Source organism: Rhodococcus sp. Leaf278 (assembly GCF_001426085.1).
In the GTDB taxonomy this organism is placed as follows: Bacteria; Actinomycetota; Actinomycetes; order Mycobacteriales; family Mycobacteriaceae; genus Rhodococcoides.
The window spans coordinates 271,666-286,666 of the sequence record NZ_LMRR01000023.1 but is presented as its reverse complement, the minus strand read 5'-3'; the positions used below and the strand labels follow the sequence as shown (position 1 = coordinate 286,666).

Here is a 15,001-nt window from a genome sequence, read left to right as displayed (position 1 = left end):
CATGAGAGTGCTAATTTCTGTTCTGCACAGTTCAGGAGCGACTCACCACAGGGGTGAGCGCATCTGCGTACAGGAGGTGGTTGCTGTGCTTCGATTCGATCCGTTCCGTGACGTCGATTCACTGGCCTCGGCAATGCTGGGTGTCTCTTCCGGTTCGGACCGCGCCCCACGGTTCATGCCGATGGATCTGTACAAGGTCGATGATCACTACGTACTCAGTGCCGACCTGCCCGGCATCGACCCGGGATCCATCGACGTCGATGTCGATCGCGGCACCCTGACGCTCACCGCTCATCGTTCGGCACCGGAAAGCTCAGGTGTGCAGTGGATTTCGTCGGAACGCTTCGCCGGAACCTATCGTCGCCAGGTCTCCCTCGGCGACGGCGTCGACACCGAGCGCATCGCTGCGTCCTACGACAACGGAGTTCTGTCGGTGACGATTCCACTCGCAGAGCGTGCAAAACCTCGGAAGATCGACATCGCTCGCACCGAATCGACCAACGAGCAGAAGTCCATCGAACACGAGCCGGCCTGAACCGACCACGACACGGCAGTGGGGTTGATGCGCAATGGAATCCGATGCAGTGGTGTGGAGAGAATCGACCGACCGTGAACACTGGTGGCGCACGGTGGTAGGTGCCGAGACGAGCATGAGGGAGTGCTCGACGGCGGATGTGCTCGATCAGTGTCGAGCCGAGCCTCTCGACGACGATCTCTATCCGCACATCCAGCACGCAGCATGACGAGAGGGCCGGCCCCGAACACCCGGGGCCGGCCCTCTGTGCTGGGACCTCTACAGGGACAACGTGTAGAACGTGCTCGACGGATCCAGCACGTAGTCGCCGAAGGGCGGGCACTCGACGAATCCGTGGCGTACATACAACCTACGGGCGGCGGCGAAGTAGTCCTGAGTTCCCGTTTCCAGGCTCACCCTCCCGTACCCGCGTCGACGCGCATCGTCGAGCACGTGAACGAGCAGATTCGACGCCACTCCGCGACCTCGCGCCGCCGCCGAGGTGCGCATCGACTTCAACTCGCCGTGCTCAGGGCTGAGTTCTTTCAGCGCTGCAATACCCCACAGCGAGTTCGCATCCCATGCCGTCCACACGCTGACATCCGATCCGCTCAGACCGGACAGATCGAGTGCGTGCACACTCTCGGCAGGTGAGGTCGCGTGCATGTCCGCGAGATGCTCGGCGAGCAGGGCACCAATGGCGGGTCGGGTCAGATCATCGACCTCGATCCTCACCTGCTCATGAGCTTTTCGATGGCGTCGAACATCTTGAACCTTCCACTCGTGGGCACCGTTTCGATGTCGTGACCGGCGACGCCCCAGCTGGACAGCAGTGTGTTAGCAGCCTCGAGCCCGGTCGTCGCTGCGCGCTCCATCAGGGCCACCGGCAGATCGATACGGATGCCGTCGCCCGCCAGGACCAGCGCAGGTTCGGGGGTGCGGACCGTAGGCCGCTCGGCGAACGCTCCGAGACCGAACATGGGGCAGTCGTCTCGCCATTCGGACCGTTCCGCAATCACCTCTGCAGCAGCCGTTTCCGGATAGATCTCGTGCATCCGATCCATCAGCTGCTGCCGCGTGACCTCCTCGGATTCCTCGGCAGCATAGGCGTGCAGTTCGACGACGGACCCGCCAGTGCGCGCAGCCCACTCAGCCGCCTCGTCCTCGAAACGTTCGAGCACACTGATGTTGTCGATCGGTGGCATCCCGCCGGTGCCGATGAAGGCGGGGCGATCTGCGTTGACCGGCTTGCTCAGCCAGACTCGGTGCACCAGGAACGGCGGTGTGTTCTGCAGCGCGGCAATCTGTTCACGCCACACCGATGTCCCGAGTTCGGGTGATTGCGCGAGCACCTTCTGCAATCCGGCGATGTCGGTGGCGAGGACCACGGCATCGGCATCGATGGTCCCGCCTGCATCGACGCGGAACTTGCGCAGGCCGCCGCGGGTGATCTCGCCGCACGGTGTAGACGTTCTGATGTCCACACCGAGTCCGGTGAGATACTCCCCCAATGGGTTCCACAGCGCCTGTGGATACGCGTCGCGGGGGACGTCGAAGATCAGCCCCTCGGAAGAGCCCAGGAAGTAGATGTGGAACATCATCGCCAACTCGGCGGCCGACATCTTCTCGGGATCGGCGAAGAAGCTACGCGAGAACACTCCGAACGCCAGATGGCGCGCGGCCTCGGGGAAGTTGATGTTGCGCAGGAATTCTGCGGCCGGGGTGGTGTCCAGCTCGTCGAACGTCTTGGGCACGCTCACCGTCATCAACGGCAGCGCCGCGATGCCGTTGAGGTCTGTGAGATCTTTCCACCGGAACGTCGGACTGCGCTTGACGAACGCGAACGCGTTGAGCGGCGGGGTATCCGGTAGCCCCTTGAATCCGTCGATTCGGCCGTCGCCGTCGATCAGCGGGTAGTCGTCGACCGGCCGCAACCGATCCAACGCGGGGTCTGTGCGGCGCAACAGGTTTCGGAGGTTGTAGTACTGACGAAAGAAGGCATGGAATCCGCGGCTCATGGTCGCGGGCGAGCCGTCCTCGAGCGTCGTGTCCCACCCGCCGACACGGCCGCCGAGGTAGCTCTCGCGCTCGACAACGTGCACCTTGACGCCGCGCTCGGCCAGGGCAGTGGCAGCGCTCAATCCGGCGATACCGCCGCCGACCACCACCACATGCGGAACGTCGGCCAGCTGACCGGCATCGGAATAGCCCTGCGGCGCAGCGTGGGTGACTTTCTTGGAGTCGGTCAACGCTCTTCCTCCGCGGGCCGGGAGCCGAGGAACGTGTGCACCACACCGTTCTGCCATCCGGTCATCGTCTCTCGGGCGACACCGGTGTAACCCGCGCGCTGCATCCGCCGCATGAAGGCGGAGGCACCGTCGAAGGTCACGACGCTGCGCCACAGGTGCCGGTACAGAGTGGCATCGCGCGTCGCCAGCCAACCCAGCGGAATGATGATGCCCCAACTCACCACGTTCCAGGAGATCCTGGCCCTGAGCGAATCGTGAACGGAGTACTCGTGGAACGCGATCGTCGAGCCCGGACGAAGCAGCGACAGAAGCGATTTGAGCTCGGTGTCGGGTTCGTCGACATTCCTGATGAGATACGCGGCCAGGATCGCGTCGAACGGGCCGTCGACCCCGTTGACCGCCAGGTCCTCGACACGCGAGTGCACGAACGTCACGTTCGACGGCCAGTCCTTGCTCCGGGCCACCTCGAGCATTTCGGCAGACGCGTCGGCCGCGACGATCTCGGCGTGCGGAGCGGCTTCGAGCAGCGCGGCAGTGGATGCACCTGTGCCGCAACCGATGTCCAGCAGACGGAGGCCCGTTCCCAGATCGGGGATTCTCAGGCGCTGAGCCGACTTGACCAGATGTTCGTGATAGCCGGGGTTCGCTCCGACGAGACGGTCGTACGCCTTCGCGCCGACGTCGAATGCTCCGGGAACTTCGTTACGCGGCAGTCCGCTCTTTCCGACCTTCACAGTGCCTCTTCCTTGCTCACGCGGGCAGAGGGCCCACCCTGGACCGTTACGACATCACCATGCTGCAACTGCCGTCCGCGCCGCACATCGACGTCCCCGTTGACGCTCACCAGACCGTCGGCGATGACGCCCTTCGCCTCGGCACCGGATTCGATGAGGTTGGCGAGCTTGAGGAACTGACCCAATCTGATGGATTCGTCGCGAATGGGGACATCGTGTGCGTCGGACATGGCTCCATCCTGTACTAGCGCGCCGTTCGCTGCTACCAACGAGTCACATCGACGAGCGGAACCTGCGCAATCGCAGACTGTTGCTCACCACGAACACCGAGGACAGCGCCATCGCGGCACCGGCGAGCATGGGGTTGAGCAGGCCCGCAGCGGCCAGCGGAACGGCAGCGACGTTGTAGGCGAAGGCCCAGAACAGGTTGCCCTTGATCGTGCTCAGCGTGCGCCGCGAGAGCCGGATCGCGTCGCCGACGGCTCGAAGATCTCCTCGCACCAAGGTGAGGTCGCTGGCCTCGATCGCCACATCTGTACCGGTACCCATTGCGAGCCCCAGGTCGGCCGTGGCCAGGGCGGCCGCGTCGTTGATACCGTCGCCGACCATCGCCACGACCTTGCCGGACGCCTGCAGTTCACGGACGGCATCGACTTTGCCCGACGGCAGGACACCGGCGATGACCTGATCGATTCCCACCTCGGCAGCGATGGTCCTGGCGGCGGCCTCGTTGTCGCCGGTCAGCATCACCGGTGTGAGGCCGAGAGCCCGCAGTTCCGCGACGGCTTGCTTCGAAGTCGGCTTGACCGAGTCGGAGACCACCAGCACCCCGCGCGCTGTGCCGTCCCACCCGATCGCGACGGCTGTCCGGCCCTGACGTTCGGCGGTCTCGAAGGCATCGGCCAACTCTGTCGGCAGAGGCATCGACCAGTCGGCCAGCAATGTGCGACGGCCGATGACGGCAGCGCGACCGTCGACGACGCCCTGCACCCCGAGACCCTCGAGTGCGGTGAACTCCTCGACCGTCGAGGACGGGTTCGATCCTGCGATGGCCCGTGCGATGGGATGCTCGGAGCCCGATTCCAGGGCAGCCGCGATGTCGCGCACCGTATTCTCGCTCTCACCGTCGGCGACGTGCACCGAGTGCAGCGTCATCTCGCCGGTGGTGACGGTGCCGGTCTTGTCCAGGACGACGGTATCCACGCGGCGGGTGGACTCGAGAATCTCCGGGCCCTTGATCAGAATCCCGAGTTGCGCGGCCCTGCCGGTGCCGACCATCAGCGCGGTCGGCGTGGCCAATCCGAGCGCGCAGGGGCAAGCGATGATGAGCACTGCCACCGCGGCCGTGAACGCACCTGCTGCGGAACTGCCTGCACCGAGCCAGAACCCGAGCGTGGCGACCGAGATCGCGATGACGATCGGCACGAAGATGCCGGAGATGCGATCGGCCAAGCGCTGCGCCTGCGCCTTACCCGTCTGCGCGTCCTCGACGGTCTTCGCCATCTGTGCCAGCTGGGTATCCGATCCGATTCGGCTTGCCCGCACAACGATTCGGCCACCGACGTTGACCGTCGCACCGACCACGGCGTCACCGATACCGACCTCCACGGGCACGGATTCACCCGTCAGCATCGATCGGTCGACGGCCGAGGACCCGCTCTCGACGGTGCCGTCGGTGGCGACCTTCTCACCCGGGCGCACGACGAACAGATCTCCCACGACCAATTGCTCGATGGGAATCTGTTGTTCCCGTTCATCTTTCAAGACCGAGACCGTCTTGGCACCGAGGTCCATGAGGGCGCGGAGCGCCGCCCCGGCCTGCCGCTTCGATCGGCTCTCGAACCAGCGGCCCGCCAGAATGAACGAGGTCACCCCCGCAGCGGCTTCGAGGTAGATGTTGTTCGCCCCGTCGGTTCGCGCGATCGTGAACTCGAACGGATGCGTCATACCGGGCGTGCCTGCAGTGCCGAAGAACAGTGCGTACAGCGACCACCCCAGCGCCGCGAGGGTTCCCATGCTGACGAGGGTGTCCATCGTCGAGGTGCCGTGCCGCAGGTTCGTCCACGCGGCGCGGTGGAACGGTAGAGCTCCCCACACGACGACGGGAGCGGCAAGCGTGAGCGAGAGCCACTGCCAGTTGGTGAACTGCAACGCCGGGATCATCGCCATCGCGATCACCGGAATGCTGAGCACCGCCGAGACGATCAGTCGCTGCTTCAGTGGATCGGAGGGAACGTCGTCTGCGGGTTCGTCTGCAGGCAGCGTCGCGGTGTAACCCGCGGCTTCGACAGCGGCGATCAGATCCTCGGTGGCCACGCCGTCACTGGTGACGCGCGCCTTCTCGGTGGCGTAGTTGACCGTCGCCGACACCCCGTCGAGTTTGTTGAGCTTGCGCTCGATGCGGTTGGCGCACGACGCGCAGGTCATGCCGCCGAGGATCAGTTCCGTTTCCTGGCTCATGCATGCCCCTCCTGTACCTCGATGGTGAATTCGGCTGTGTGGACGACGCCCACGTGCTGGAAGTCCAGATAGAGCGCATATGTTCCCGCCGTGGGCGCGTCGACGGTGAAGTCGACCGTCGGACCCGGTGGACCTTCTTCTGGGTGTACGTGCAGGTAGGCCAGATCGTCGGCTCGCAGTGCCACCAGATGTCCGTAGGCCCCGAGATACGGCTCGAGATCGGTGACCTCCCGACCGTCCTGCTCGATGGTCAAGGCAACCGTGGATTCCTCCCCTGCGGCCAGCGCACCGGAGAGCGTCACGTCGTAACCGTCGGGACTCGATGTCACATTCGGTGGACTCAGGGGCTGCGGCCGATAGTCGCCGGGCACGGTCAGCTCGGCTCCAAGTGTGATGTTCTCCCCACCGGCCGGGGTGAAGTCCGCGAACAGACGGTACGAACCGGGCGTCGTGAGATCGAGAGCCGTCGACCACGTCCCCGACGCGTCACGCGTCGGATGTACGTGCTGGAAGTCCGTCAGATCGCGGCGGACGACGATGAGGTGCAGTTCCTTGGTATGCATCTCGTCGAAGTCGGTCAGAGCAGCCCCGTCCGGTGCTCGGATCGTGAAAGCAACCGGAACGGCCGGGCCGGACTCGACGACGAATCCATCGAGCTCGAGGGTGTAGCCGTCCTGGGTGGCCTGCAGCCCGGCCGGAATAGAGGTGGACGCAGCCATCGCGTCGTGCGAATCGCGATCGGTGTGCGCGGCCGCTGTGGCTGCCGGGGCGTCGGGCCCGATCGTGTCTCCGACGAACAGTGCCGCGAGAAACAGAAAGGCGATTCCCACGAAGAATCCGACGAGCTTGGTGGGGGCGTCGAGTTCCTTCCGTCCTGATTGCATAGCCCTACCCTACCCCCCCAGGGTATCTGGGCGGTAGTGGCAGAACCCAACACGCCTGACACGATCCCGAGTGAATGACGTCTATGTAATTCACACGCGAATTGCAGTGCGAGCGACGGAGAATGATGCGCTTTGTAACGCGAACCACCCCGAGTACGAAATGCCGGGTAACCCACTGGCAACTGCAGTCGGGCAAATCGGTTCGGGCGTAAACGATGGGGATCGAAAACATGAATGTTGGCAAGTCGAAGCGTGCTCGCGTTGCGTTGAGCGCGTTCGCGATCGGAGCACTCGGTGCCGGGGTTGTCGTTGCAGCTCCATGGTCGACACCGGCCACCAGCACCGAAGCCTCCATCGAACTGGTGTCCACGGCAACGTGCTACGACATGGTCAGCATCGCCATCGGCGGACGCAACGACACACCACGCGACGGCGTCAAGTGGCTCACCACACCCGATGGCGAACGACTGCCTGCCGCGATGTCCGGTGACTACTCGAGCGACTGGATCGACCAGGTTGTGCGAGCTCCCAACAACGGCAACGTCGTTCCGGACTCCTACGCGGCGGTCTACGTCGAGTACCCCGCAAACATGGCGAGCTACGACAGCGCCGTGCAGACCGGTGTCACCAACTCGCAGACCATCATGAAGTCCATCACTGCCTCCTGCCCCAAGACCCGCTTCGCAATCGTCGGCTACAGCGAGGGTGCAGACGTGGCCCGCCGGACGGCTATGGAAATCGGCAACCAAACTGTCCCGGCGGACGGCAAGTACGGCATCATCGACCCCTCTCAGGTGGTCGGTGTCGTTATCCTCGCCGACGCCGGCCGCCAGGCCGGTCAGGGACCGTTCCCCGGCGCCGACAATCCGTTCGGCAATCCCGACGGCTTCGACACCAAATACCAGAATGGCAACTCGCCGATATCGGGCCAGGGTGCGTTGCCCGGAACCTCGGGCGGCTTCGGCGCACTCGACGGCCGAGTTGCATCCTTCTGCTCCGAGGGTGACCTCACCTGCGCTCTGCCGGAGAACACGTCGCTGCTTCATCTCGCTGCCAACATCGGCCGACAGGTCAATGCCGATGCATTGGAGAAAGAGCAACTGACGCCCGCCACTGGAGCCGATCTGGCTCTCGCCTTGGGCCGCATCGCAGTGAATGCCTTCAACGACATTGCTTCGCAGCCCAATTGGATGCAGAGCGACGAGACATTCCTCGACGTGCTGATCAAGGTCTCCGAACCCACGTACAAGCCCGGCACGGCAACCACACCGGTCGCTGCAAAGGTGGACGGGGAGCAGGAGCCGATCGAGACCGGTCAGATGATCGATATGGTCTACCTGCCGCAGAAGATCTTCAGAGAGATCACCGGCTTCCTTTCCTCCAACCAGAACACCATCCCGGTTGTGATGAACGACCCCTACGGACTGACCCTCGGGCCAGGCTCGGGACACCACTTCGATTACTGGCGTGATGCAGACGCGGCCAACGGTAAGCCTTTGACTTCCGCTCAGTACGCAGGAGCCTGGCTGACCGAATTGTTGGAAGAGGCCAACAGAGGTGAACCAGTGAAGAGCAAGGAGGTTCAGGAGAAGGCGGGACGCGCAGCGATCCAAACGATCGTGGCACCCGCGACCACCTCGGCAACGCCGACTCCGACGGCCACCACGACCGCACCGGTCACCTCGACGCCCGTCGTTACCACCACGGTTCCGGTTGCGCCCGCCCCCGCGGCAGTAGCACCGGCACCCGCAGTAGCACCGGCACCGGCGTCCGAGCCCGTCGCAACCCCCGAGTGCACCGTCCCCGTCGAGGGTGAGACCCCCGTCGAAGGCGCACCGCCGCTCTGTGTCACCGCGACCGAAACGGCTGCCGAGACCGCAACCGAGACTGCGGTTCCGACGACCACCGAGGTTGCACCCGCGCCGTAGTCCGACGCGTAGAGAACGCTCACGAGCCTGCCCACCTGATTCGTTCGGTGGGCGGGCTCGTGTGTTTTCGGTGGAAGAGATCTGTTCGACCGACCAGCGTGACTCAGGCCGTGCCGCGTAGCTTTCCCCGAACCACGATGCCCACGATCAGAAGTGCCAACGCCACGAACACCACCATCGACGGACCGCCGCGGTCGAGACCGGTCAGCGTCGGAAGCGGCGCGAGCAACGCCAGCCCCAGCGGCGGCAGAGTCAACGCGCCGACGCCGACGCCGTACCAAAACCCCTCGAGTCGTTCCCAGTCCGGACGACTCTGGACCCGGTCTTCCACATGCACCATGGCAATCGCCAGAGGTACTGCCACGAACAGCCACAACAGCGGGGACAGCGGCAGACCTACCCGCCCCAACAGCGCGTCGGTGATGAGCGTCGCGCCGAAATACGAGGGCAAGAACATCGCAACAGCGAGACAGAAACCCAACGTCACGTCGGAGACGTCGTCGGGCACATCTCTGTTCCGGCTGTGATCTGACATGAGATGCACGCTACGGAACATAGTGCCCACACCGGGGATCGCCGCCGGCGTCAGACGCGCGGCGGGTCAGATTTCTCGGTGGGCCTGCGCGTCAACACCCCGCAGGCGCACGTCATCACCGCGACAACCACGAGCCCGGCCGCCGAGAACACCATGGGGTCGTGTTCGGTCGTGGGAGTGAAGACCGCGCGGTCGTAGACCGAGGCGGTCTGAAAGCTCGCGGCATACGCCGTCACCGGCAGGGTCGTGGTGAACAGCGCAGGCAGCGACAGTGCCAGAGATCCCGGCGAGATCGTCAGCGCGGACACCACCACGTAGGCAGCGATCAACGGCAAGACGAACTCCGACCCCGTCTGGACGTCCGCATAGCCCTCGATCACGCCCGCAACGGCAACGACGAGAAGGCCACCCAGCCCGACGTACAGGTGGGGCCACCGGTAGCCGATCCCTGCTCCGAGGATCAACAGGCCCACCGTCAGGGCCAGCTGGGCACTGTTCCCGGCGGCCAGGCCGAACGTGCCGAACACGCCTGCCGACAGCGCACAAAGCACCAGCAGCAGGCGTCCATCGCGTCCGGGAAGTAGAAACGACGCCACCACTGCGGAGGCCGTCATACCGGCGAGGCCGACGAGCCAAACCGCGCTCCCGGCGTCGTGACTTGCGGCAATCCATCTCAGCACACCGACGGTGACGGGTAATGCGAGGCCGACGAGCAGAATTCGCCGGGTCTCGTACGGCTCCGGTTCGTCATTGCGGTGGGCCAGAAACAGAGCAGCCGCAGTGGCCGATGCGAGAATCACCATCACTATCGCCCGCTGCGGGCTCACGTCGTCCTCGGCACCGACCACGTCCCAGACGAAGACGGGACCGTCGTTGGCCTCCACGAGCGCGTCCAGCGGACCACCGAGTAGCCCGGCACCGAGTACGGCAACCGCCAACGTGGCCTGTTCACCTCGATGCCGCCCCGCCAGCACTGCAACTGCGGCGAGTACTGCACCGGTGGCCACTGCACCGGCCCAATGGCCGAGCAATCCGGTCACCATTCCGACGGTCTGGAACACGACGACGAGCGCCGATGCGATCGCCACGACGATCGAGACGCGTGCTCTCGCACGCGCCAGCGCGACCGAGGCCACGCAGGCAGAGATCGCAACGACAGTCAGTCCGTTGACAATTGACCAGAACGAACCGAACTGCGCGGTGCTGCTCAACAGCGAATCGAACGGGCCGATGTCGCTGATGGCGTAGCCGACGGTAAGACCGGCCAAAAGCATCGACAGTACTTTCATACTGCCGATCATGCCGTCAGCCGAACTTCACTCCCTGCGCCAGGGGCAGTTCGTTGGAATAGTTGACGGTGTTGGTTGCACGGCGCATGTAGGCCTTCCATGCGTCGGAACCGGATTCGCGTCCGCCGCCGGTTTCCTTCTCGCCGCCGAAGGCACCGCCGATCTCTGCGCCGGAAGGTCCGATATTGACATTCGCGATGCCGCAGTCAGAGCCGGCGGCGGACAGGAAGCGCTCCGCTTCGCGCAGGTCGGTGGTGAAGATCGACGACGAAAGACCCTGCGGCACATCGTTGTGCAGTGCGATGGCCTCGTCGAGGGTCTCGTACGTCAACACGTACATGATGGGCGCAAAGGTCTCGTGCTGGACGATGTCGGTCTGCGCGGGCATCGTCACGATCGCGGGCTGAACGTAGAACGAGTACTCGTCGACCACGTTCACCCGCTCGCCGCCGACCACGACGGTTCCGCCGTCGGATACCGCAGCCTCGAGCGCCTTCTGGTACCCCGCGAACGCACCCGCGTCGATCAGCGGACCCACCAAAGTGTCACTGGCCAAGGGAGATCCGATCGACAGCGTCTCGTACGCTGCCACCAGTTTGCCGACCAGTTCGTCCGCAACGGAGGAATGCACGATGACGCGTCGGAGCGAGGTGCAGCGCTGACCGGCAGTCCCGGCGGCCGAGAACACCAGCCCACGCGTCGTCAGGTCGAGATCGGCCGACGGCGTCACGATCGCCGCGTTGTTGCCGCCGAGCTCGAGCAACACTCGGCCGAATCGCTGCGCAACCCGAGGTGCCACCGCCCGGCCCATACTCGTCGAACCGGTTGCCGACACCAGGGCCACGCGCGAATCATCCACCAGCGCTTCACCGGACGCACGGTCGCCGATCACCAGCTGAGCGATCTTGGGGTCCACTCCCGCTGCGGCGGCAGCCCGCTCGAACAGTGCCTGCACTCCGACGGCGGTCAGCGGAGTCTTCTCCGACGGCTTCCAGATGACGGTGTCACCCGCGACGAGCGCGAGGGCAGTATTCCAACTCCACACGGCAACAGGGAAATTGAAGGCCGTGATGACACCGACGACTCCGAGCGGATGCCACTGTTCCATCATGCGATGTCCGGGCCGCTCGGTCGCAATGGTGTTGCCGTAGAGCTGACGCGAGAGTCCGACGGCGAAGTCGCAGATATCGATCATCTCCTGCACCTCACCGAGGCCCTCGGACACGATCTTTCCCGCTTCGATGGACACCAGCGCGCCCAGGTCCTCTTTGTGCACGCGCAGTAGTTCGCCCAGTTCGCGGATCACCTGGCCTCGCACGGGGGCCGGCACCTGCGACCACGATACGAAAGCGGTGCGTGCGTCGGCGATGACGCCGTCGACATCGGCTGCCGACGCAGACGCCAGCGTCGCCAGGTTTCCACCGGTGATGGGCGAGCGCGCCACGATCGCGTCGGGTCCCGCGGGGGCGTCGAGCGCGATCGTCGCACCCAGCCGGTCGAGGATGGCGCGAGTGCGCACACTCAACTCGTCGTGGGTGATGGATGCAGACATGCGCGTACACCTTCCGTGGAGAGAACCGAACCGTCGGAGATCAGCTTACCGATGAGGGTCACAACCGTATAATTTCCTGCGTATTGGGCTTGCTTACGGAATATTAACGCGTATCTTCGACGTCATGACGCAAGTATTACAGCGCACCGGAGTGACGATCGACGCCTCCAACGTCCGCGACGTGATCGGTGAACACCTTCTGGCCGACGGTTTCGAGCTTGTCCTCGACCTCGATGCCTCGAGCGGTTCCACCCTGGTCGACGCCAGGGACGGCACCCGCTACCTCGACCTGTTCACGTTCTTCGCGTCCAACGCCCTGGGTATGAACCACCCGGCGCTGATCGACGACCCGGAGTTCCGGGCGGACCTGATGCAGGCGGCGATGAACAAGCCGAGCAACTCCGACATCTACACCGTGCCCATGGCACGATTCGTCGACACGTTCGCGCGGGTCCTCGGTGACGCTCGCCTGCCGCACCTGTTCTTCGTCGAGGGCGGCGCACTGGCGGTGGAGAACGCGTTGAAGGTGGCGTTCGACTGGAAGTCACGCTGGAACGAGCGCCACGGCATAGACCCGTCGCTCGGCTCCCAGGTGATGCATTTCGAGCATGCGTTCCACGGACGCTCGGGTTACACGATGTCTTTGACCAACACCGACCCGAACAAGGTCGCCCGCTTCCCGAAGTTCGACTGGCCGCGTATCCCGTCCCCGTACATCAGATCCGACGCGAACATGGACGAACTCGAGGACGCATCGTTGGCTGCGGCCCGCCTGGCCTTCGAGGCCAATCCGCACGACATTGCCTGCGCCATCATCGAACCCATCCAGGGCGAGGGCGGAGATCACCACTTCCGGCCCCGCTTCCTGCAGAAGTTGCGCGACCTCTGCCACGAGTTCGACGCCCTGTTCGTCATGGACGAAGTTCAGACCGGTGCCGGAATGACCGGTACCGCATGGGCTTTCCAGCAGCTCGACGTCGTTCCCGATATCGTCGCTTTCGGCAAGAAAGTCCAGGTCTGCGGCGTCATGGCCGGCGGTCGCGTCGACGACATCGACGACAACGTCTTCGCCGTCAGCTCCCGCATCAATTCGACGTGGGGTGGCAACCTCACCGACATGGTGCGGTCGCGTCGAATCCTGGAAGTGGTCGAGTCCGAGAAACTCATCTCTCGTGCCGGTGAACTCGGAGCTGTATTGCTGAACCAGTTGCAGGAGTTGGCAACTCGGCACATCTCGGTCTCCGAGGTACGCGGCCGCGGTCTGATGTGCGCCTTCTCCCTGCCCGACGCCGCTACCCGCGACCGAGTGATCGAGCTGTTGCGCACCGAGGAACACGTCCTTGCCCTCGGATGCGGCGACACCGCGGTGCGATTCCGTCCTGCGCTGACCATCACCGAAGCCGAGCTGACCCAAGGCGTCCAGTCCATCGACCGGGTGCTCAGCATGCTGTAAAAGTGTCAGGTAAATCTTGACAAACCGACCTCCTGTTGTCAGGCTGTTCCTGACACAGGAGGTCGAGCATGGATCCCATCACCCTCGCCATCGAGGCGGATATCTCTGATGCAACGCGGTCGGTTGTGACAGCAGCGGCCATCGAGGCCGGACGGGTTGCCGACGAGATAATCGGCACAGGTCCCCTGCCGGGCACACCGGAATGGGAGGCCGAGCAATCGACCGACCTACCGGCGCGACGCAGCCTTGCGTGGCATCTGTTGAGTCTTCGCGTCCAGCTGGCAGCGGGGCTCGACGGCCTCGAAACCGTTGTGGTGCTGAGGGTTCAGGGTGCAACGTGGGCGACGATCGGCACCTCTGTCGGCATGTCGCGGCAGTCCGCGCACGAACGCTGGGGTGCCCGATCGGCGGCGATTCTGGACCCCGTCGGCGACGGACTGCCCGAGATCGTGCCGAACGACAACCCGGCCTGAGCTAGAGCAGCATTCGGGCTGCGCCCGCTGCCACGGCGTCCGCTGCTCGCTGGAGTGCGGGGGAAGACAGCGACCATTGTTGCCAGTACAGCAGCACGTCGTCGATTCCATTGTCATCGAAGCACTTCAGCGAGTCACGGGCCTGCAGATCGGGGATCATGCCCCAGCCGAAGCCCAAGTCGACGGCCCGCGCGTAGTCCGCGGACGCGGGCACCAGGTGCCGGGGCGGCTCGTGGGGTTCGACACCGAATCGCTGTAAGTAGTTGTCCTGCAACCGGTCGTCGGCATCGAAGACCACCACCGGTGCGGCTCGCAAGGCGTCGGCCGTCACCCCCACCGTGAACCACCGTTCGATGAATTCCGGCGTGGCCGATGGCCGGTAGCGCATCGCACCGAGGCGTCGAACGGTGCAGCCACGAACCGGCTCGGCCGCCGAAGTGATTGCGGCGGAGACGATCCCGTCGTGCAGTAGTTGAGCGGTACGGTCCTGATCTTGCCGATGCAGGTCGAACGTCGTCTGGGTCGCCAGTGGCGCGAGCACGGGCAGTACCCAGGTCGCCATCGAATCCGCATTGACGGCGAGGGAGACGGGAGCGGCGATTCCGTCGTCGTTCAGTTCGGCCCGAGTCTGGTCGGTCAAGGTATCGATCTGGCGCGCCAGACGCAGCACTGCGATACCGGACTGGGTGGCCACCACCGGTTTGCTTCGCTGGACCAACGTTCGCCCCAACGACTGCTCGAGTGTCTTGATTCGCTGGCTCACCGCCGACGGCGTCACGTGCAGCGCCCGAGCCGCGGCCTCGAATGTTCCGCCGTCGACCACTGCTCTCAGGGCTCTGAGCTGCTCGATCTCCACCGTATGAAGGTACGCTAACCGGCCGTGAAAAACATTCGCTGGACCTAATCATGCGACCCTCCTAGCGTTGCAAC

The 15,001-nt window shown here is 64.5% G+C and carries 15 protein-coding genes; 5 read left to right on the top strand and 10 right to left on the bottom strand.

Translation table 11 applies throughout. The features are described 5' to 3' along the window. The first annotated feature begins 85 nt into the window (after window positions 1–85). Complete coding sequence (locus ASG84_RS18455; RefSeq protein WP_057478510.1) at window positions 86–535, top strand: Hsp20/alpha crystallin family protein; 450 nt, start codon at window positions 86–88, stop codon at window positions 533–535. 34 nt (window positions 536–569) lie between these two features. Further along, window positions 570–743 (top strand): hypothetical protein, encoded by a 174-nt coding sequence (locus ASG84_RS27530; protein ID WP_156399587.1) that lies wholly within the window; start codon window positions 570–572, stop codon window positions 741–743. 50 nt (window positions 744–793) lie between these two features. Here the strand turns inward: ASG84_RS27530 and ASG84_RS18450 are convergent, their stop codons facing one another. Genes ASG84_RS18450 through ASG84_RS18425 form a run of 6 tightly spaced genes read right to left on the bottom strand, consistent with a single transcriptional unit; the run spans window position 794 to window position 6,841 of the window. Continuing rightward, window positions 794–1,249 (bottom strand): GNAT family N-acetyltransferase, encoded by a 456-nt coding sequence (locus tag ASG84_RS18450; RefSeq protein ID WP_057478442.1) that lies wholly within the window; start codon window positions 1,247–1,249, stop codon window positions 794–796. Further along, window positions 1,246–2,763: an NAD(P)/FAD-dependent oxidoreductase gene (locus ASG84_RS18445; RefSeq protein ID WP_057478441.1), complete on the bottom strand. Its 1,518-nt coding sequence runs from the start codon at window positions 2,761–2,763 to the stop codon at window positions 1,246–1,248. The genes ASG84_RS18450 and ASG84_RS18445 overlap by 4 nt, the downstream gene beginning before the upstream one ends. Then, window positions 2,760–3,497 carry a class I SAM-dependent methyltransferase gene (locus tag ASG84_RS18440; protein ID WP_057478440.1) on the bottom strand — a complete coding sequence of 246 codons (738 nt, stop codon included), beginning with the start codon at window positions 3,495–3,497 and terminating at the stop codon, window positions 2,760–2,762. The genes ASG84_RS18445 and ASG84_RS18440 overlap by 4 nt, the downstream gene beginning before the upstream one ends. Further along, window positions 3,494–3,727 carry an RNA-binding S4 domain-containing protein gene (locus tag ASG84_RS18435; protein ID WP_032401604.1) on the bottom strand — a complete coding sequence of 78 codons (234 nt, stop codon included), beginning with the start codon at window positions 3,725–3,727 and terminating at the stop codon, window positions 3,494–3,496. Before ASG84_RS18435 ends, ASG84_RS18440 begins: the two co-directional genes overlap by 4 nt. 43 nt (window positions 3,728–3,770) lie before the next feature. Further along, a complete protein-coding gene (locus tag ASG84_RS18430; protein WP_057478439.1) occupies window positions 3,771–5,957 on the bottom strand; it encodes a heavy metal translocating P-type ATPase in 2,187 nt (728 codons plus the stop codon). Next, window positions 5,954–6,841 (bottom strand): hypothetical protein, encoded by an 888-nt coding sequence (locus tag ASG84_RS18425; RefSeq protein WP_057478438.1) that lies wholly within the window; start codon window positions 6,839–6,841, stop codon window positions 5,954–5,956. Before ASG84_RS18425 ends, ASG84_RS18430 begins: the two co-directional genes overlap by 4 nt. Window positions 6,842–7,056: 215 nt before the next feature. Between ASG84_RS18425 and ASG84_RS18420 the strand changes: the two genes are divergently transcribed. After that, the gene (locus ASG84_RS18420) at window positions 7,057–8,769 is read left to right on the top strand and encodes a cutinase family protein (RefSeq protein ID WP_057478437.1); all 1,713 of its coding nucleotides are present in this window, start codon (window positions 7,057–7,059) and stop codon (window positions 8,767–8,769) included. A gap of 103 nt (window positions 8,770–8,872) precedes the next feature. Here ASG84_RS18420 and ASG84_RS18415 read toward each other — a convergent pair whose 3' ends face one another. From ASG84_RS18415 to amaB, 3 genes are read right to left on the bottom strand one after another with little or no spacing between them, the layout of a single operon-like run. Beyond that, the gene (locus ASG84_RS18415) at window positions 8,873–9,304 is read right to left on the bottom strand and encodes a hypothetical protein (RefSeq protein ID WP_156399585.1); all 432 of its coding nucleotides are present in this window, start codon (window positions 9,302–9,304) and stop codon (window positions 8,873–8,875) included. Between the two features lie 50 nt (window positions 9,305–9,354). Continuing rightward, entirely contained in the window at window positions 9,355–10,593 is a 1,239-nt protein-coding gene (locus ASG84_RS18410; protein WP_156399584.1) for a hypothetical protein, read from the bottom strand. Window positions 10,594–10,609: 16 nt separating this feature from the next. Beyond that, window positions 10,610–12,145, bottom strand: coding sequence for an L-piperidine-6-carboxylate dehydrogenase (gene amaB, locus ASG84_RS18405; RefSeq protein WP_057478434.1), 1,536 nt, complete (start codon window positions 12,143–12,145; stop codon window positions 10,610–10,612). Between the two features lie 124 nt (window positions 12,146–12,269). Here amaB and lat point away from each other — a divergent pair, with 124 nt between their 5' ends. Together lat and ASG84_RS18395 are read left to right on the top strand one after the other, a co-directional pair. After that, entirely contained in the window at window positions 12,270–13,598 is a 1,329-nt protein-coding gene (lat, locus tag ASG84_RS18400) for an L-lysine 6-transaminase (protein WP_057478433.1), read from the top strand. Between the two features lie 68 nt (window positions 13,599–13,666). Continuing rightward, window positions 13,667–14,071 (top strand): hypothetical protein, encoded by a 405-nt coding sequence (locus tag ASG84_RS18395; RefSeq protein WP_057478432.1) that lies wholly within the window; start codon window positions 13,667–13,669, stop codon window positions 14,069–14,071. Between the two features lies 1 nt (window position 14,072). Here ASG84_RS18395 and ASG84_RS18390 read toward each other — a convergent pair whose 3' ends face one another. After that, window positions 14,073–14,927, bottom strand: coding sequence for a LysR family transcriptional regulator ArgP (locus tag ASG84_RS18390; RefSeq protein WP_057478431.1), 855 nt, complete (start codon window positions 14,925–14,927; stop codon window positions 14,073–14,075). Between the last annotated feature and the right edge of the window lie 74 nt (window positions 14,928–15,001).

Bases quoted from the DNA above. Each gene is read 5' to 3' on its own strand.
- ASG84_RS18435 (WP_032401604.1), bottom strand. From the start codon at position 3,727: ATGTCCGACGCACACGATGTCCCCATTCGCGACGAATCCATCAGATTG.
- ASG84_RS18430 (WP_057478439.1), bottom strand. From the start codon at position 5,957: ATGAGCCAGGAAACGGAACTGATCCTCGGCGGCATGACCTGCGCGTCG.
- ASG84_RS18415 (WP_156399585.1), bottom strand. From the start codon at position 9,304: ATGTCAGATCACAGCCGGAACAGAGATGTGCCCGACGACGTCTCCGAC.
- ASG84_RS27530 (WP_156399587.1), top strand. From the start codon at position 570: ATGGAATCCGATGCAGTGGTGTGGAGAGAATCGACCGACCGTGAACAC.
- amaB (WP_057478434.1), bottom strand. From the start codon at position 12,145: ATGTCTGCATCCATCACCCACGACGAGTTGAGTGTGCGCACTCGCGCC.
- lat (WP_057478433.1), top strand. From the start codon at position 12,270: ATGACGCAAGTATTACAGCGCACCGGAGTGACGATCGACGCCTCCAAC.
- ASG84_RS18425 (WP_057478438.1), bottom strand. From the start codon at position 6,841: ATGCAATCAGGACGGAAGGAACTCGACGCCCCCACCAAGCTCGTCGGA.
- ASG84_RS18410 (WP_156399584.1), bottom strand. From the start codon at position 10,593: ATGAAAGTACTGTCGATGCTTTTGGCCGGTCTTACCGTCGGCTACGCC.
- ASG84_RS18420 (WP_057478437.1), top strand. From the start codon at position 7,057: ATGGGGATCGAAAACATGAATGTTGGCAAGTCGAAGCGTGCTCGCGTT.
- ASG84_RS18395 (WP_057478432.1), top strand. From the start codon at position 13,667: ATGGATCCCATCACCCTCGCCATCGAGGCGGATATCTCTGATGCAACG.